Raw genomic sequence first — 18,016 nt, 5'->3', positions numbered from 1 at the left:
CCATGAATGTCACGGGCGTACCCTGATGTACGCCGAGGAATCAAAGCTTTAGGGAGCCGGTCGTGTCCGCAGTCGCACCCGACGGACGCAAGATGCTGCGCCTGGAGGTCCGTAACGCTCAGACCCCCATCGAGCGCAAGCCCGAGTGGATCAAGACCCGGGCGAAAATGGGCCCCGAGTACACCAAGATGCAGAACCTCGTGAAGTCCGAGGGCCTGCACACGGTCTGCCAGGAGGCGGGCTGTCCCAACATCTACGAGTGCTGGGAGGACCGCGAGGCCACGTTCCTCATCGGCGGCGACCAGTGCACGCGGCGCTGTGACTTCTGCCAGATCGACACCGGCAAGCCCGAGGCCCTCGACCGCGACGAGCCGCGCCGCGTCGGCGAGTCCGTCGTCACGATGGACCTGAACTACGCCACGATCACCGGCGTCGCCCGCGACGACCTGGAGGACGGCGGCGCCTGGCTGTACGCGGAGACGGTCCGCCAGATCCACGCCCAGACCGCCGAGCGCGCCGACGGCCGCACCAAGGTCGAGCTCCTCGCCCCGGACTTCAACGCGGTCCCCGAGCAGCTGGCCGAGGTCTTCTCGTCCCGCCCCGAGGTCTTCGCGCACAACGTCGAGACGGTCCCGCGGATCTTCAAGCGCATCCGCCCCGGCTTCCGCTACGAGCGTTCGCTCAAGGTCATCACCGAGGCCCGCGAGTACGGCCTGGTGACGAAGTCGAACCTGATCCTCGGCATGGGCGAGACCCGTGAAGAGGTCTCCGAGGCGCTGCGCCAGCTGCACGAGGCCGGCTGCGAGCTCATCACCATCACGCAGTACCTGCGTCCGTCGGTGCGCCACCACCCCGTGGAGCGCTGGGTGAAGCCGCAGGAGTTCGTGGAGCTCAAGGACGAGGCCGAGCAGATCGGCTTCTCGGGCGTCATGTCGGGCCCGCTGGTCCGCTCCTCGTACCGGGCCGGCCGCCTGTACCAGATGGCCATCGAGAAGCGCGGCGCGTACGTGGCCTCGCAGGCCGTCTGAACCGTCCGGACACCACGCGTGTGAATTCACGCACAAAGCATTACCGGCCGGTAGCGGCCGGATCGGCGCGGCCCTGGCCGTCCCCGCAGTTGAGGGGACCGTCGGGGCCGCGTATGCGTTGGGGGCACGCACATCAAGGCTTCATAGGTGTTTGACCGTCCGGACACGGCCTGGTAACACCAGTGAGTGACCCTGAAATCACCGCTCGTGCACCCGTGCCGACAGGGGCCCACACCGTGAACCGCTCCCGAGGGGGGACCTCGACCATGCAGGCCGCGCCCGTTCGCGCCACCGCCATCCCGACCTTCACCGACGCCCTGCGGGCCGTGGAGTCGCTCCTCATGAGCGGCGGCCAGCGCACCGCCCGGCGCAACGCCTGGACCTCCGTCCTGGAGGACCGCCGCCGCGCCAAGGACCGCGTCGAGGCCCAGCGGGTGCTCGACTCCGCCGTCGCCGAGGGCTGAGCGAGCCCGGGGCCGGTGCCCCGAACCTCGACGATGCTTCCCGGCCACGTAGACTTCAGGCATGGCGAGGAAGGAAACCGCAGCGGACGCTGCGAACCCCGGGCGACTCAAGCAGATCGCCCTGACCTACAAGATGACCCGCAAGGCCGATCCGAAGATCGGTCTTGTACTCGCGGCTGTGGGAATCGTCACCTTCGGTGTCTTCCTCGCGATCGGCTTCCTGATCGGTCACCCCATCTATCTCGGGATTCTCGGCTTCCTGCTGGCCTTCCTCGCGATGGCGATCGTCTTCGGACGCCGGGCCGAGCGGGCGGCCTTCGGGCAGATGGAGGGCCAGCCGGGTGCGGCGGCCGCGGTGCTCGACAACGTCGGGCGCGGCTGGACCACGACCCCGGCGATCGCGATGAACCGGAGCCAGGACGTCGTGCACCGCGCCGTCGGCAAGGCCGGCATCGTGCTCGTCGCGGAGGGCAACCCGAACCGGGTGAAGTCGCTGCTCGCGGCCGAGAAGAAGAAGATGGCGCGGATCGTGTCGGACGTCCCCGTGCACGACATCATCGTGGGCGACGGCGAGGGCCAGACCCCGCTGAAGAAGCTCCGCACCACCATGCTGAAGCTGCCCCGGGTGCTCACCGGGCCGCAGGTGACCGCGACCAATGACCGGCTGCGGGCCATGGGTGACCTGATGTCGAACATGCCGTTGCCCAAGGGGCCGATGCCGAAGGGTATGCGGATGCCCAAGGGGGGCGGACGGGGGCGCTAGCCGCTGTCCTACCCGAACTCATGGCGCCCTGAGCCAGTCGGCTCGGGGCGCCTATTCGTGTGCCGGGGGCGGTTGCGTTCGCGAGTGCGGGTCTCGTCGTGGCTGGTCGCGCAGTTCCCCGCGCCCCTGAAATGCATGCCCTTCGGGCGCATTTCCCCGATCGAGGTGCAGGGCGCCGTTCATCTGGGGAAGGCGCGGCGAAGCCGCATGCCTTCCAGGGGCGCGGGGAACTGCGCGAGAAGCCCCACCGGCCGTCAGCCGACGACGCTCAGATGCGGACCTCTACGGACTTGGCCATCCGGTCGTGCAGGCCCCGGCCGTCCCGGTCCCAGACGAGGGCCGGGACCGCCAGGCACAGCAGTACGGAGCGGGCCAGGACCCGGCCGGGACCGAGGCGGCCGCCCGTCTCGGAGACGACCCGCAACCCGAACAGCCGCTTCCCGGGGGTGCAACCGATCGTCCCCACGGTGAGCACGCTGAGCACGAAGAAGATGAGCAGCGCCCAGTTGCTCGTAGCCTGGTCATAGCCGTGCGTGACCAGGCCGTATGCGATCAGCAGACACAGCGCCCAGTCCACGGCGAGCGCCCCGATGCGCCGCCCGGGACGGGCGATGGAGCCGGGTCCGTGCTCGGGCAGCCCGAGCTGCTCACCCCGGTGACCGAAGTCCGCGCCCGACTGCTCCAGGGCCTCGCGGGGCCCGGACAGCCACGATCCCATTGCTTCCCTCTTGTCCACGCATCCACGGTACTGGCAGCGCTGCGGAAGGGGTCCGGTGCCCCCGCTCCGGTTAACTTCGGCGAAACAAATGGGTCATGCTTGAGAAATCCCGTCTGCCTATGGTCGGGTCCGAGCGTCGGCCACCGCACTGGCCGGACGACCGAGCTGCAACCCCGCCCCTCCCCGGGCCGGGAGTAGGAGGAGTTGGATGTCCGAGAAGCACGGGTTCCAGAACGCCGACGAGGTCCAGAAGTTCATCAAGGACCAGGACGTCAAGATGGTCGACGTCCGGTTCTGTGACCTTCCGGGCGTGATGCAGCACTTCACGATCCCTGCGACGGCGTTCGACCCGTCCGAGGAGCTGGCCTTCGACGGTTCGTCGATCCGCGGCTTCCAGGCCATCCACGAGTCCGACATGGCGCTGCGCGCCGACCTGTCGACGGCCCGCGTGGACCCCTTCCGCCGCGACAAGACGCTCAACATCAACTTCTTCATCCACGACCCGATCACGGGCGAGCAGTACAGCCGTGACCCGCGCAACATCGCGAAGAAGGCCGAGGCGTACCTGGCCTCCACCGGGATCGCCGACACCGCGTACTTCGGCCCCGAGGCCGAGTTCTACGTGTTCGACTCGGTCCGCTTCGAGACCTCCGCGAACCAGGGCTTCTACCACATCGACTCCGAGGCCGGCGCCTGGAACACCGGCAAGGAGGAGAACAACCGCGGCTACAAGGTCCGCTACAAGGGTGGTTACTTCCCGGCCCCGCCGGTCGACCACTTCGCCGACCTGCGCTCGGAGATCTCCCTGGAGCTGGAGAACGTCGGCCTGCAGGTCGAGCGCCAGCACCACGAGGTCGGCACCGCCGGCCAGGCCGAGATCAACTACAAGTTCAACACGCTGCTCGCCGCGGCCGACGACCTGATGCTCTTCAAGTACATCGTGAAGAACGTCGCCTGGCGCAACGGCAAGACCGCGACCTTCATGCCGAAGCCGATCTTCGGTGACAACGGCTCGGGCATGCACGTCCACCAGTCGCTGTGGTCGAACGGCGACCCGCTGTTCTACGACGAGCAGGGCTACGCCGGCCTGTCGGACACCGCCCGCTACTACATCGGCGGCATCCTCAAGCACGCCCCGTCGCTGCTCGCCTTCACGAACCCGACGGTGAACTCGTACCACCGCCTGGTCCCGGGCTTCGAGGCCCCGATCAACCTGGTCTACTCGCAGCGCAACCGCTCCGCGGCCATGCGTATCCCGATCACGGGCTCGAACCCGAAGGCCAAGCGCGTCGAGTTCCGCGCCCCGGACCCGTCCTCGAACCCGTACCTGGCGTTCTCGGCTCTGCTCCTCGCGGGTCTCGACGGCGTCAAGAACAAGATCGAGCCGGCCGAGCCGATCGACAAGGACCTCTACGAGCTGGCTCCCGAGGAGCACGCGGGCGTCGCCCAGGTCCCGACCAACCTCGAGGCCGTCCTGACCGCCCTGGAGGACGACAACGAGTACCTGCAGGCCGGCGGCGTCTTCACGTCCGACCTGATCGAGACGTGGATCGACTACAAGCGCACGCAGGAGATCGCCCCGATCCAGCTGCGCCCGCACCCGCACGAGTTCGAGCTCTACTTCGACCTCTAGGCCGTACCGAGGTCCTGAGCCGAGAGGCCGCCGCTTCCCTTCGGGGAGCGGCGGCCTTCGTGCTGTCAGATGCCGGGGGCGGCGGTGAGGACTCCGGAGGAGATCGCGTCCAGGAGGGTGGCGTGGTCACGGAGGGTCTGGTCGGCGTAGTGGAGGGCGAAGGCGGCCACGGCGCGGTCGAAGGTGTCGGAGCCGCCGAGGTACGCGGCGATGGCGATGCGGTCGCCGGAGCGGGCGTGGGCGCGGGAGAGGGCGGTGCCGCACAGGCGGGCGTAGGCGAGCAGGTCCTCGGGGCGCATGACGCCGACGTCCGCGGAGCCCTTCATGTCGCGCAGCTGGCGCCAGTAGAAGGAGCGGCCCTGGGGGCCGGTCATCCAGCCGAGGAAGATGTCGCTCGCCGCCTGGAGCAGGCGCTGGCCTGCGACGACGCGGTGGCCCGGGTGGAGATAGGGGCCGTGGTACGGGGTGTGCTCCTCGACGACGGAGCGGGTCGCCTCCTTGATCTGGAGGAAGAGCGGGTCATCGGCGTCGCGGCCCGCGAGGAGCACGATGAAGCAGCGGGTGCCGACGCTGCCGATGCCGACGACCTTGCGGGCGGCGTCCACGAAGCGGTAGCGGTCCAGGAGGCGGCGCCGGTCCTCGGTGAGCGTGGAGCGGTAGTCGCCGAACATCTTGCGGATCGCGGCGGCGTCGGTGACGCCCGCCGGCTGGAGCAGCGGCGGGTCGTGGACGATGCGGCGGCGGCCGTCGGGGGTGGTCTCGGTGAGCTTGCCGAGGGCGTGGAGGCTGGTGCGGCGGGTGGCCTGGGCGAGGGTGTGCTCGACGCGGCGCCGGTCGCGGGCGGAGCGGATCAGCGGGAGCAGGTCCTGCGCGTCGATCCGCTCGTACCAGACGGCGAGTTCGCCGAGGCCCGCGAGGCGGCGCAGGTTGGTGCGGTAGGCCTGGGTGCCGGCGAGGGCGGCGCGGTGGGCCTGTTTGTCCGAGTGGCCGTTGTCGCGGGCGGCGACGACGACGGAGGCGGCGAGGCGTTTGACGTCCCATTCGAAGGGGCCGGGGTACGTCTCGTCGAAGTCGTTGAGGTCGAAGAGCAGGGCGCGCTCGGGTGAGGCGAACAGGCCGAAGTTCAGCAGGTGGGCGTCGCCGCAGAGTTGGACGCTGAGGCCGGTGTGGGGTATCGCGGCGAGGTCGCCGGCCATGACGGCTGCGGCGCCGCGATAGAAGGCGAAGGGGCTCGCGGACATCCGGCCGTAGCGGATGGGGAGCAGGTCGGGGAGGCGGTCGGCGCCCTGCCGTTCGAGGACGACGACCGGGTCGGGGCGGTCCGCGGCGGGGATCCAGGGGCCGTGCGCGGAGCGGGCGAGGTGTTTGCGGGCGCGCTTGCCCTGGGCTGCGCGTTCGGCGGGACTGGTCATGGCCGCCGGGGGTCAGTGGCTCAGGGCGCGGTCGAGTTCGGCGGTGACGTCGCCGCCGAGGGAGCGGTGGCTGCGGGCGGTCGCCTTCTTCGACGCGCCGGCGCCGACGTCGTTCACCTGGACGGCGACGGCGTCGAGGCGGTTGCCGCCGGAGTCCCGGAAGGTGACGAGGACGAGGTACGACTTCTTGGCGTCGGCGGTGTTCTTCACGGTCACGGGGACCGTGGCGCGGCCGTCCTTCTTGGACACGTCGCCGAGTTCCACGTCCTTCTTCGCGTCGACGCCGTTCTTGAACTCGTCGAGCTTCTTCTGGGCCTCGGCGGTCGCGGACGCCAGGATGTCGGCGCCCTTGGAGGCGACGTCGGAGGGGCTGGTGTCGTTGTCCGAGCAGGCCGTCGCGCCGACGGCCAGGGCCGCCGCGAGCAGGGCCGCGCCCGTGGCCCGCGCCGCGCATCGTGTCGCCGTCATGCCGACCACCCACCTCTGCTCGTCCGCCCGCCGGTACGGCTCGGACCCAGTCAACGGCCGGACGGCGGGTACCCGCATGCCATGGGGGCCGAACAGGTGACGTGCGGGCAGGATGGCCCCATGACGACACGGCACATCGGTACCGAGGAGCGGCGGGCCCGGCTCGTGCTCGCCCATCGCCTGTCCCCCGCCGCGCGGGCGGAGCGCGCCGAGGACGTCGCGCGGTCGCTCGTGGCGCTGCACGGGACGGATCCGGCGACGGTGTATCTGGCGGTCGGGGCGCGGCTCGCGGATCCGGGCGGGACGGTCGCGGACGTGGAGCGGGCCCTCTACGAGGACCGGACGCTGGTGCGGATGCACGGGATGCGGCACACGGTGTTCGTGTTTCCCACGGAGCTGGCCGCGACGGTGCACGCGTCGACCGGGCTGGCCGTCGCGGCGAAGGCGCGGGCGGGGCTGCTCAAGGAGATGGCGGCGGGCAGCGACGGGCGGCTCACCCCGGGGTGGCTGGAGGGGGTCGAGGAGTCGGCGCTGGCCGCGCTCGCGCGGCGCGGGCAGGCGACGGTGAACGAGCTCTGCGAGGACGAGCCGCGCCTGAGGGAGCAGTTCACGTACGGGCGCGGCAAGAGCTACGAGGCGCTGCAGACCGTGTCGTCGCGGTTGATGCGGGTGCTCGGGGTCGAGGGGCGGGTCGTGCGGGGGCGGCCGCTCGGGTCCTGGACGTCCTCGCAGTTCCGCTGGGAGGTGGCGCCGCCGCACGCGGAGCTGCCGGTCGCCGGGGCGCAGGCGGAGTTGCTGGGGCGCTGGCTGGCGGTGTGCGGGCCGGCGACGGAGGCGGACCTCAAGTGGTGGACGGGGTGGAAGGTGACGGAGGTGCGGCGGGCCCTCGCGGCCGTCGGGGCGGTGGCCGTGTCCCTGGACGGGGGCGGGGCCGGTTTCGTCATGCCGGAGGCGGTGGAGGGGCCGGGGGAGGTCGCGCCCTGCGCCGCGTTCCTGCCGGGGCTGGATCCTACGGCCATGGGGTGGCAGGAGCGGGAGTGGTACTGCCCGGACGAGGTGCGGGGGGCCTTGTTCGACCGGAGCGGGAACATCGGGCCGACGGTGTGGTGGGGCGGGCGGATCGTGGGGGGTTGGGGGCAGCGGGACGGGGGCGAGGTGGTGTGGCGGCTGCTCGATGGCTTCGGGGGGCGGGAGGCGCGGGAGGCTGTCGCCTCGGAGGCGGGGCGGCTCGGGTCCTGGTTGGGCGGGGTCCGGGTGACGCCGCGCTTTCGCACTCCGTTGGAGCGGGAGCTGGGGGCGGCCTAGGGGGTGGCGGGTGCTGCGTCTGCGGGCCGGTGGGGGCCGGTCGCGCAGTTCCCCGCGCCCCTGAAATGCATGGCGCTACGCGCCGCATTTCCCCGATCAAGACGCGGGGCGCCTGCTGTCGGGGAAGGCCCGGCGAAGCCGCATGCCTTCAGGGGCGCGGGGCTGTGTCCATCAGCGGCTCCGCCGCGGGGCGCGACCAGCCCCCACCGGCCCGCACCCGGCATACGAAGAACCGGCGCCGAGTCGGAACTCGGCGCCGGTCAGGGAGGGCACGGATCAGCGGGCGTACCGCATCAGCGTGCGCACCATGTGGCACGTCGTGTCGGACGGCGGCCGGATGCCGATGAGCTCGGCCGTCGCCCGGATCCTCCGGTTGTGGGCGTTCTGCGGAAGGTAGATGCCCGAGTCCAGCAGGGCGATCGCCAGACGCATGGCCTTGAGGCGGCGGTTGTGGGTGATGTACCAGTCACGAGGGCGCCCCGCGGGGAGCGGCCTCTTGGCGAGCGGTGCGTACGGCAGATCGAACAGCGGTGCGGCAGTGGCGGTCACAGGCATCCTCCTGTCGCGGAGTCGAGAGCCCCCGAAGCTCTCGAACACTGCTTCTATTCTACTGCCGACCACTGACAATAGCCGCTGGCCAGACGGCATTTGAGGGCCGATTCGAAGCTAGGGTGGAGCGATGGAGATCTGGATCAACCCGGCCTGCTCGAAGTGCCGCAGCGCACTCACCCTGCTCGACGCGGAGGGCGCCGACTACACCGTCCGCCGCTACCTGGAGGACGTCCCCACGCCCGACGAGATCCGCGCCGTCCTCGACCGGCTCGGCCTGGAACCCTGGGACATCACCCGCACCGGCGAGGCCGACGCCAAGGAGCTCGGGCTCAAGGACTGGCCGAAGGAGGCCGGCAGCCGGGACCGCTGGATCGAGGCCCTCGCCGCGCACCCCAAGCTCATCCAGCGCCCGATCATCACCGCCGAGGACGGCACCGCCGTGGTGGCCCGCACCGAGGAGGCCGTACGGGACGCCCTCAGCCGCGAGAAGTAGGCGCGCGGTCGGTAACACGGGGTTCACAAACGGGCAACGGCCGGGAAATCGCCTGTTGACAGTCTGCGGAGCAGCAAGCGACCTGCTCCTCGAGGAAGTGGCCCCGTGACGTTCAAGGCTGAGTACATCTGGATCGACGGCACCGAGCCGACGGCCAAGCTTCGTTCCAAGACGAAGGTCATGGCCGGTACGCCGGGCGGCCTGGACACGCTGCCGCTGTGGGGCTTCGACGGTTCGTCGACCAACCAGGCCGAGGGCCACGCCTCCGACCTCGTGCTCAAGCCCGTCGCCGTGTACCCGGACCCGATACGCGGCGGCGACGACGTCCTCGTCATGTGCGAGGTCCTGAACATCGACATGACGCCGCACGCCTCCAACACGCGTGCCGCGCTCGCCGAGATCGAGGAGCGCTTCGGCGCCCAGGAGCCGATCTTCGGCATCGAGCAGGAGTACACCTTCTTCGAGGGCGACCGCCCGCTCGGCTTCCCCGTGGGCGGCTTCCCCGCCGCGCAGGGCGGCTACTACTGCGGCGTCGGCACCGACGAGATCCACGGCCGTGACGTCGTCGAGGCCCACCTGGAGAACTGCCTGAAGGCCGGTCTCGGCATCTCCGGCATCAACGCCGAGGTCATGCCCGGCCAGTGGGAGTTCCAGGTCGGCCCGCTCGCCCCGCTGGAGGTCTCCGACCAGCTGTGGGTGGCCCGTTGGCTGCTGTACCGCACCGCCGAGGACTTCAAGGTCTCCGCGACCCTCGACCCGAAGCCGGTCAAGGGCGACTGGAACGGCGCGGGCGCGCACACCAACTTCTCCACCAAGGCGATGCGCGAGGGCTACGACGCGATCATCACCGCCTGCGAGTCCCTCGGCGAGGGCTCCAAGCCGATGGACCACGTCAAGAACTACGGCGCCGGCATCGACGACCGCCTCACCGGCCTGCACGAGACCGCACCGTGGAACGAGTACTCGTACGGCGTCTCGAACCGCGGTGCCTCCGTGCGCATCCCGTGGCAGGTCGAGCGGGACGGCAAGGGCTACATCGAGGACCGCCGTCCGAACGCCAACGTCGACCCGTACGTCGTGACCCGGCTCCTCGTCGACACCTGCTGCGCCGCCCTGGAGAAGGCCGGCCAGGTCTGATTCCGGCCATGAGCAGCACCTGGGCGCCCGCTTCGTCAGCGGGCGCCCTCTTGTTCCCGTACTCCATCTGCTTCAATAAGGGCATGGCCGACTTCCAGAACACCCGCGCTCAAGGTCGTCACGACCTTGAGCCGTTCTGGCCTTCCCGCCAGCACCACGACTTCGACCGTGTGTGTTGCCGCGCGACGAACGCGCAGGCCCTCTAACGCCGTTCCCCGTCCCGCACGGGTCGCACGGCCTTCGGTCGGCGCGCATGACGTACGTCCTCTCCCAGACGGCCTCTCGCGCGAAAGAGTTGACCTTCCATGGCACACGCCCGCCCGCTCCCCGTTGCCCACTCCCCCGCTCCCGCCCGGCACCGGCTGCGCGCCGTCGAGCGGGACGAGGTCGCCCCGCCCGCACCGCAGCTCGACGTCTCCGCGTTCCTGCCGCCGGGCGCCACCCTGCTGCCGGCCCCGCCGCACACGCTGCCCGCACTGCCCGGCCGGCCGCCGATGATCGGCTACCTGGTGCTCGTCCCGGCCGACCAGCAGACGCTGCTCACCGCGCCCCCGGCCGAGGAGCCCGCGCCGCCCGCCACCTCCAGTGACACGCTCATCACGATCGACGGCGGGGAGCGCACCGCCGCCGTCGACGGACGCCCGCTCGATCTGACCTACCTCGAGTTCGAGCTGCTCGCCCACCTCGTCGCGCATCCGCACCGGGTGCACACCCGCGACCAGCTCGTCACCACCGTGTGGGGCTACGGGCACGTCGGGGACGGCCGCACCGTGGACGTCCACGTGGCCCGGCTGCGCCGCAAGCTGGGCGCCGAGCACCGCCGGACGATCCAGACCGTCCGCCGCGTCGGCTACAAGTACGCGCCGCCCGCCGGCCGCTGATCCGCACGGACCGGCCCGGGGGTGTACCCAGTGACACCCCGGGCCGGGTGCCGTTCCCCCTGACGCGGCGGCGCCACGCCCGCGACACTGTGGGGGAACGGTCGGGCCGGTGGACGGAGCAGCGGAATGGGTACGAGGGCGCGGAGCGCCGTGGTGGCGGGACTGCGGGGGCTGGCCCTGGCCGTGGTCGGGTTCGCCGGGTCGGTCACCCTGTTCGTGCTGACCGTCCTGTCACTGGCCTTCGTCCTGCTCGGCGTCGGCGCGCTGACCACCCCCTGGATCCTGGACCTCGTACGGCACTGGGCGAACTGGCGGCGGGCCGTCGCCGCCGAGTGGTGCGGGGTGCGGATCCCGGCGGCGTACCGGCCGTTTCCGGCCGATCTGCCCGGCGGGGTGCTCGGGCAGGTGACGCGCTGCCGGCTGATGCTCGGGGACCCGGCGACCTGGCGGGACCTGCGCTGGCTGCCCGTCGACATGACGGCCGGGTTCGCGACGGCGCTGCTGCCCGCCGCGCTCGTCCTCTACCCCGTCGAGGGGTACGCGCTCGCGGCCGGGCTGTGGCGGGTCTTCACGGACGGCACGCACATCGGCTGGTGGTACGCGTTCGTGCCGGTCTCCGGGCAGGGCACCGCGCTGCTCGCCGCGCTCCTCGCCACGGTGTTCCTCGGCGTCGCGCTGTTCGTGGCGCCGGCGCTGCTCAAGGCGCACTTCCAGCTGACCCGGGCCGTGCTCGTGCCCGCCGACGGCGAACTCGCCGAGCGGGTAAGGGTGTTGACGGACACCCGCAAGGACGCGGTGGACACGTCGGCGGCCGAACTGCGGCGCATCGAGCGGGATCTGCACGACGGGGCGCAGGCCCGGCTCGTCGCGATGGGCATGGACCTCGGCACGATCGAGGCGCTCATCGAGAAGGACCCCGCGAAGGCGAAGGAGATGGTGGCGCGGGCCCGCCGGTCCTCCGCCGACGCGCTGACCGAACTGCGCGACCTGGTGCGCGGGATCCATCCGCCGGTGCTCGCCGAGCGCGGTCTCGGCGACGCGGTACGGGCCCTCGCGCTGCGGCTGCCGGTGAGCGCCGAGGTCGGCGTCGAGACGGCGGGGCGGGCGGACGCCCCGGTCGAGTCGGCGGCCTACTTCGCGGTGAGCGAGGCGCTGGCGAACGTGGTCAAGCACGCGGGCGCGGACCGGGTCTGGGTCGACATCCGGCACGAGGACGGCCGGCTGCGGATCGCGGTCACCGACGACGGCAGGGGCGGTGCGGCGGTCGAGGCGGGCGGCGGACTCGCCGGGATCGAGCGCCGGCTCGGTACATTCGACGGTGTCCTCGCCGTCAGCTCCCCCGCGGGCGGTCCGACCATGGTGACCATGGAGATCCCTTGCGTGTTGTCCTAGCCGAAGACCTGTTCCTGCTGCGGGACGGCCTGGTGCGGATGCTGGAGGCGTTCGACTTCGAGATCGCGGCCGCCGTCGAGAGCGGGCCCGAACTCACCAAGGCCCTCGCCGAGTTGGCGCCCGACGTCGCCGTCGTCGACGTACGGCTGCCGCCCTCGCACACGGACGAGGGCCTGCAGTGCGCGCTCGCGGCGCGCCGGGCACGGCCCGGCCTGCCGGTCCTGGTGCTCTCGCAGCACGTGGAGCAGCTGTACGCCCGTGAACTGCTGGCCGACGGGAACGGCGGGGTCGGCTATCTGCTGAAGGACCGGGTGTTCGACGCGGAGCAGTTCGTCGACGCGGTGCGCCGGGTCGCGGCGGGCGGCACGGCGATGGACCCGACGGTGATCCAGCAGCTCCTGGCGCGGCGGGGCGTGGAGGAGCCGCTCGGCGGGCTGACCCCGCGGGAGCTGGAGGTGCTGGAGCTGATGGCGCAGGGCCGCTCGAACGCGGCGATCGCGGGGCAGCTCGTGGTCACCGAGCGCGCCATCGCCAAGCACACCTCCAACATCTTCCTCAAGCTCGGCCTGCCCGTGTCCGACGACGACAACCGGCGGGTGCTGGCCGTGCTCCGGTACCTCGACAGCCGCTGAACGCACCACGGTTCAGGGCCGGTTGAACGCAGGGGCCCCTTCTCACGTACGTAGTCCCATGGGACGCACCTCAAGGACCTCAAGGAAAAGGCGCTCTTCGCTGGCGACGCGCATGACCGTCGCGTCGGCCGCGCTGCTCCTGGGCGGGGGTGGGCTGGCCGCGGTCAACGTGTACGCGTCGGCCCATGAAGAGGACCCGCAGGAGACGGAGCAGGTGGGCCAGGTGGTGGCCACGATCGACTGTCCGGACGTCGGGACCGCGCTGGCCGACGTGCCGGAGGCGGCACGCGGCGAGGTCGACGGTGAACTCGCCGCGCTCGACCGGCAGATCACCGAGGCCTATCAGCGGCTCGCGGACAACCAGGACGCGGCCGCGCGGGACCCGCAGTTCGTCGACAACAGCATTCTGGGCCCGCTCGAGGACCAGCGCACCGCCGTCCTCGGCCGGATCGCCGAGGACATCCGGCGGGCGGGCGGACAGCCGCCGGACGGGCTGGACGCGATGGCCGCGTGCACGGGGCGGGCGTCGGACGCGCCCGCGCCCTCCGCGAGCCCGGGGCCGCCGGGCGGGGGCAACGGGCCCGAGGCGAGCGACTTCGTCGACATCGAGTCCGTGCAGCCGAACGCGCAGGCCCCGCGCAACCGCCGCGGCGCCTCCCGCGGCAGCTTCACCACCAAGTGCGGGCGCAACGAGAACGGCAAGTTCAACCCGGACAACGTGATCGTCGCGCCCGGCGTGAGCAACGGCGCCCACCACATGCACGACTACGTCGGCAACCAGGCCACCGACGCGTTCTCGAGCGACGACGACCTCGCGGCCGGTGACACCAGCTGCCGCAACCAGGGCGACCGGTCCACGTACTACTGGCCGGTGCTGCGGCTGCAGAACGGCGAGGACGAGAACGACGCGGGCGCGGACGGCGGCGGCAAGGACCAGAACGTGGGCGAGATCCAGACGCCCGCGTCGGTGACGCTGAGGTTCGACGGGAGTCCGGTCTCCAAGGTCGTGCCGATGCCGCGCTTCCTGCGGATCATCACCGGCGACGCGAAGGCCTTCACCAACGGTGACGCGAACGCCAACGCGTCGTGGAGCTGCACCGGCTTCGAGGACCGGCAGCTGAAGGACAAGTACCCGATCTGCCCGGACGGTTCGCGGGTCGTGCGCACCTTCCGCTTCCAGAGCTGCTGGGACGGAGTGAACACGGACAGCGCCAACCACCGTACGCACGTGGCGTTCGAGGACCCGCGCACGGGCGCCTGCCCCGAGGGGTTCAAGGCGATCCCGCAGCTCGTGCAGCGGATCGTGTACGACGTGCCGCCGGGGCCCGGCTTCGCGGTCGACTCGTTCCCCGAGCAGCTGCACAAGCCGGTGACCGACCACGGCGACTTCATCAACGTCTTCGACGAGCGGCTGATGCGGCGGGTGGCCGCCTGCATCAACCGGGGCGACCGCTGCCGGTGACGCCCTGTCAGTGGTGGCCGTGGTGCGCCGAGGAGCGCTCCACGACCCCGCCGAGCCGGTCCCGCAGCGCTGTCACGACCCGCTCGGGGCCGGCGGCGACCCAGCGGCGGCCGACGAGATAGGTGCCGCCGTAGTCGTCGGCGGCGTCCAGCCACTCGGCGCGGCCGCGGTCGGTGGCGAAGGTGGCCAGGACGTAACGGCTGCTCCCCGAGCCGCAGTTGGCCTGGCGCAGATCCGCCGCGTCGGTCTGCACGTCGGGTGTGCAGCCGGCGCGGCGGGCGAGCTGTTCGAGGGTGCCGGTCGCCGTGCGGGGGGCCTGCGGCCGCTCCGCCTGGCCCGCCGCGCATCCGGCGACGGCGAGCGCCCCGGCGACCGCGATCCCCAGCAAGCCCGTCCTCGTCCCGTACCTCATCCGGCCCTCCTGTCTCGTGGTGCCCGGGACTGCGACACGTTCTCGCCGACTCCGCGCACACCGTTGAGCACCCGCGTGCCTGCGGTTAACGTGCGCCGCACCATTCGCGACGCAGGGGGTAATCCACGCATGTCCGCACCGACGCGACGCACGGTCCTCGGCACGGCGGGTGCCATCGGACTCGGGACGGCCCTCGGCGGCCTCGTCCTGCCGGCGCCCGCACACGCGGCTCCGGCGCTTGATACGGACGCGGCGCGTGCCGCGCTCAACCGCCGGCTGCCGCGGCACGCGGACCAGTTCCGGCTGAGACTGACGCCCGGTCAGGGCGGCGGCGACCGGTTCCGGGTGACCGGGGAGACGGGCCGCGTCGAGGTGGAGGGGACGACCCCGGCCGTGCTGCTGGCCGGGGTCCACTGGTATCTGAAGTACACGTGCGGGGCGCACATCGCCTGGAACGGCGACCAGCTGGACCTGCCGGACCGGCTGCCCGCGCCGGACCGGCCGCTGGAGCGCTCGACGGCGCTGCCCCACCGGTTCGCCCTGAACGACACGAACGACGGCTACACGGCGCCGTTCGCCGGGTGGGCGTACTGGGAGCGGATGATCGACGTCCTGGCGCTGCACGGCTGCAACGAGGTGCTGGTCGTCGCGGGCATGGAGGCCGTCTACCACCGGGTCCTGAAGGACTTCGGGTACAGCGACGCGGAGGCGCGGGCCTGGCTGCCGGCGCCCTCGCACCAGCCGTGGTGGCTGCTGCAGAACCTCTCCGGGTACGGCGGCCCGCTCTCACCGGAGCTGATCGCGGAGCGCGCCGCGCTGGGCCGCCGGATCGCGGACCGGCTGCGCGAGCTGGGGATGCGGCCGGTGCTGCCGGGCTACTACGGGCACGTGCCGAAGGGGTTCGTCGAGCGGAACGGCGGCGACGCGCACGTGGTGCCGCAGGGCGTGTGGCACGGCTTCGAGCGGCCGGACTGGCTGGATCCGCGCACGGACGCGTTCACACGGGTCGCCGGGTCCTTCTACGGGCACCAGCGGGACGTGTTCGGGGCGGTCGACGCGTTCAAGATGGACCTGCTGCACGAGGGCGGCACGGCCGGTGACGTGCCGGTCGGGGACGCGGCGCGGGGCGTCGAGCGGGCGTTGCAGCGGAACCGGCCGGGGGCCGTCTGGGTGATCCTGGGCTGGGAGGCGAATCCGCTCCCCGCGCTCCTGGACGCCGTGGACAAGCGGCGGATGCTGATCGTCGACGGGGTCTCGGACCGGTTCACGTCGGTGACGGACCGGGAGGAGGACTGGGGCGGCACCCCGTACACGTTCGGCACGATCCCCAACTTCGGCGGGCGTACGACGATCGGGGCCCGCGCACACATCTGGAACGAGAAGTTCTTCGCCTGGCGCGACAAGCCGGGCAGCGCGCTCACGGGCACGGCGTACATGCCGGAGGGCACCGACCGCGATCCGGCCGCGTTCGAGCTGTGGTCCGAACTGGCGTGGACCGAGGGCCCGTTGGACCTGCCCGCCTGGTTCGACGGGTACGCGGGCTTCCGGTACGGGAAGGACGACAAGGACGCCCGCGCCGCGTGGCGGGCACTTCAGGAGACGGCGTACCGGCACACGGCGCGCGAGCGGTCCGACCCGCACGACTCGCTGTTCGCGGCGCGCCCGGACCTGGCGGCGGACAGCGCCGCCTACTACGCGCCGAACGCCCTCTCCTACGATCCGGCCCGCTTCGACGCCGCGCTCGCCGGGCTCCTGGGCGTGGCGGGGAGCCTGCGGGGCAGCGCCGCCTACCGCTACGACCTGGTGGACGTGGCCCGGCAGGCGCTCGCGCACCGCAGCCGCCAGTTGCTGCCGCAGCTGAAGGCGGCGTACGGGGCGAAGGACGCGGCCGCGTTCAAGGCGCTGTCCACGCTGTGGCTGAAGCTGATGCGGCTCTCGGACGACGTGACCGGCACCGATCCTGCGTTCCTGCTGGGCCCGTGGATCCAGGACGCGCGGGCGATGGCGACGAGCGAGGCGGAGCGGGCCGAGTTCGAGCGCTGCGCGAAGGTGCTGATCACGGTGTGGGGCGACCGGGCCACCTCGGACCCGGGCCATCTGCACGAGTACGCGAACCGCGAATGGCAGGGCCTGACGGCCGACTTCTACCTGCCGCGCTGGCAGAAGTGGCTGGACACGCTCGAGGACGCGCTGGCGCGCGGCGAGGCCCCGGCGGCCGTCGACTGGTTCGCGTTCGAGGAGCCGTGGACGCGGGAGCGCAAGGACTATCCGCTGCGGCCGTACGGGGACGCGTACAAAACGGCCGACCGGGTGCGGGACGTGCTCGCGCGGGCCCCCTACCAGGGCACCCTGAAGGTGTCGGCGGACCCCGCCGCCTTCCCGCCGGGCGGGCACGCGCGCGTGGCGGCCACGTTCCGCAACGTCAACGGGCTGCGGGCGACGGGCCGCGTCGACTTCGCGCTGTCCGGGCTCGACGCCGAGCCCGAGGGCGCCACCTCGCTGGAGCGGGTGGAGCCGGCGGGCGAGGGCACGGTGGCCTGGCGGGCGAGCGCGCCGGGCACCCCGCTGGACCGGCCGCTGCGCCCGCTGCCTTACACGATCGACGTGGAGTACGGGCCGCTGGGCGAGGACCGGGTCACGTACGCGCACCGGGGCACGCTCTTCGAGGCGGGACCGCTGGAGGCGGGCTGGCGGACGTACTCCGGCAACGCCGCTGTGTTCGGGCAGTTGGACGACCGGTTCGCGATCGACGGCGGCGGCGCGGACCTGTGGAAGGGCACAGCGGAGTTCGGCACGGCGTACCGGGCGGCGGCGTTCACGGACGGCTCGGCGGCCGAGCTGCGGGTGGACACGCAGGCGGTGACCGGTGCCTGGGCGCGGGCCGGGATCATCGTGCGCAACTCCCTCGCCACGCCCGGCGCGCAGGGCTTCCTGAACCTGTCGGTGACCCCGTCCAACGGTGTCGTGCTGTCCTACGACTCCAACGGCGACGGGACGCTGGACACGTACAGGCGGATCACCGGGATCAAGGCGCCGGTGCTGCTGCGGCTGTCCCGGTCGGGCGGCTCGTACACCGGGGCGTGCTCGACGGACGGCGGGACGACCTGGCGGACGGTGGCGACCGTGACGGTGCCCGGTGCGGCGGCGGTGCAGGACGCGGGCCTGTTCATGAGCGCGACGAACGGGGGCAACGGGGCGCGCGGAACAGTGGAGTTCAGCGGCTGGCGGTTGACGTAGATCACGTCGCGGAAACTGTGACCATCG

At 71.9% G+C, this 18,016-nt stretch carries 17 protein-coding genes; 12 read left to right on the top strand and 5 right to left on the bottom strand.

The annotated features are described in order from the left end of the window. Positions 1-62 precede the first annotated feature (62 nt). From lipA to IAG42_RS25630, 3 genes are all read left to right on the top strand, one after another. Positions 63-1,028, top strand: a complete 966-nt coding sequence (gene lipA / locus IAG42_RS25640; RefSeq protein WP_188339314.1) for a lipoyl synthase — start codon at positions 63-65, stop codon at positions 1,026-1,028. Between the two features lie 266 nt (positions 1,029-1,294). Beyond that, the gene (locus IAG42_RS25635) at positions 1,295-1,492 is read left to right on the top strand and encodes an SCO2195 family GlnR-regulated protein (RefSeq protein ID WP_188339313.1); all 198 of its coding nucleotides are present in this window, start codon (positions 1,295-1,297) and stop codon (positions 1,490-1,492) included. Between the two features lie 61 nt (positions 1,493-1,553). Continuing rightward, entirely contained in the window at positions 1,554-2,255 is a 702-nt protein-coding gene (locus IAG42_RS25630) for a DUF4191 domain-containing protein (protein ID WP_188339312.1), read from the top strand. A 268-nt stretch (positions 2,256-2,523) separates the two neighbouring features. Here IAG42_RS25630 and IAG42_RS25625 read toward each other — a convergent pair whose 3' ends face one another. After that, positions 2,524-2,991, bottom strand: coding sequence for an RDD family protein (locus tag IAG42_RS25625; protein WP_188339311.1), 468 nt, complete (start codon positions 2,989-2,991; stop codon positions 2,524-2,526). Positions 2,992-3,181: 190 nt separating this feature from the next. Between IAG42_RS25625 and glnA the strand changes: the two genes are divergently transcribed. Then, a complete protein-coding gene (gene glnA, locus IAG42_RS25620; RefSeq protein ID WP_188339310.1) occupies positions 3,182-4,606 on the top strand; it encodes a type I glutamate--ammonia ligase in 1,425 nt (474 codons plus the stop codon). Between the two features lie 65 nt (positions 4,607-4,671). On the opposite strand, the gene IAG42_RS25615 is transcribed toward glnA, so the two are convergent. After that, the gene (locus tag IAG42_RS25615; RefSeq protein ID WP_188339309.1) at positions 4,672-6,018 is read right to left on the bottom strand and encodes a DUF2252 domain-containing protein; all 1,347 of its coding nucleotides are present in this window, start codon (positions 6,016-6,018) and stop codon (positions 4,672-4,674) included. Positions 6,019-6,030: 12 nt separating this feature from the next. Beyond that, entirely contained in the window at positions 6,031-6,486 is a 456-nt protein-coding gene (locus tag IAG42_RS25610; protein ID WP_188339308.1) for a hypothetical protein, read from the bottom strand. A 120-nt stretch (positions 6,487-6,606) separates the two neighbouring features. Here IAG42_RS25610 and IAG42_RS25605 point away from each other — a divergent pair, with 120 nt between their 5' ends. Beyond that, positions 6,607-7,791: a winged helix DNA-binding domain-containing protein gene (locus IAG42_RS25605; protein WP_188339307.1), complete on the top strand. Its 1,185-nt coding sequence runs from the start codon at positions 6,607-6,609 to the stop codon at positions 7,789-7,791. 276 nt (positions 7,792-8,067) lie between these two features. On the opposite strand, the gene IAG42_RS25600 is transcribed toward IAG42_RS25605, so the two are convergent. After that, positions 8,068-8,346: a hypothetical protein gene (locus tag IAG42_RS25600; protein WP_188339306.1), complete on the bottom strand. Its 279-nt coding sequence runs from the start codon at positions 8,344-8,346 to the stop codon at positions 8,068-8,070. 124 nt (positions 8,347-8,470) lie between these two features. Here IAG42_RS25600 and IAG42_RS25595 point away from each other — a divergent pair, with 124 nt between their 5' ends. The 6 genes from IAG42_RS25595 (at position 8,471) to IAG42_RS25570 (ending at position 14,340) form a co-directional block, all read left to right on the top strand. Then, complete coding sequence (locus IAG42_RS25595; RefSeq protein ID WP_188339305.1) at positions 8,471-8,836, top strand: arsenate reductase family protein; 366 nt, start codon at positions 8,471-8,473, stop codon at positions 8,834-8,836. A gap of 105 nt (positions 8,837-8,941) precedes the next feature. Further along, a complete protein-coding gene (gene glnII, locus IAG42_RS25590; protein ID WP_188339304.1) occupies positions 8,942-9,973 on the top strand; it encodes a glutamine synthetase in 1,032 nt (343 codons plus the stop codon). 305 nt (positions 9,974-10,278) lie between these two features. Beyond that, positions 10,279-10,854 (top strand): winged helix-turn-helix domain-containing protein, encoded by a 576-nt coding sequence (locus IAG42_RS25585; RefSeq protein WP_188339303.1) that lies wholly within the window; start codon positions 10,279-10,281, stop codon positions 10,852-10,854. A gap of 126 nt (positions 10,855-10,980) precedes the next feature. After that, on the top strand, positions 10,981-12,246 hold the full coding sequence (locus IAG42_RS25580; RefSeq protein WP_188339302.1) for a sensor histidine kinase: 1,266 nt from the start codon (positions 10,981-10,983) through the stop codon (positions 12,244-12,246). Beyond that, positions 12,231-12,878 carry a response regulator transcription factor gene (locus IAG42_RS25575; protein WP_188339301.1) on the top strand — a complete coding sequence of 216 codons (648 nt, stop codon included), beginning with the start codon at positions 12,231-12,233 and terminating at the stop codon, positions 12,876-12,878. Before IAG42_RS25580 ends, IAG42_RS25575 begins: the two co-directional genes overlap by 16 nt. 112 nt (positions 12,879-12,990) lie before the next feature. Next, positions 12,991-14,340, top strand: coding sequence for a DUF1996 domain-containing protein (locus IAG42_RS25570; protein ID WP_394811249.1), 1,350 nt, complete (start codon positions 12,991-12,993; stop codon positions 14,338-14,340). Between the two features lie 7 nt (positions 14,341-14,347). Here IAG42_RS25570 and IAG42_RS25565 read toward each other — a convergent pair whose 3' ends face one another. Next, complete coding sequence (locus IAG42_RS25565) at positions 14,348-14,752, bottom strand: hypothetical protein (RefSeq protein WP_223206156.1); 405 nt, start codon at positions 14,750-14,752, stop codon at positions 14,348-14,350. 129 nt (positions 14,753-14,881) lie between these two features. Here IAG42_RS25565 and IAG42_RS25560 point away from each other — a divergent pair, with 129 nt between their 5' ends. Continuing rightward, entirely contained in the window at positions 14,882-17,989 is a 3,108-nt protein-coding gene (locus IAG42_RS25560) for an alpha-N-acetylglucosaminidase (RefSeq protein WP_188339299.1), read from the top strand. The last annotated feature ends 27 nt before the right edge of the window (positions 17,990-18,016 follow it).

This window comes from Streptomyces xanthii (assembly GCF_014621695.1).
Lineage (GTDB): Bacteria > Actinomycetota > Actinomycetes > Streptomycetales > Streptomycetaceae > Streptomyces > Streptomyces xanthii.
This window is presented reverse-complemented; position numbering and strand designations above follow the sequence as displayed.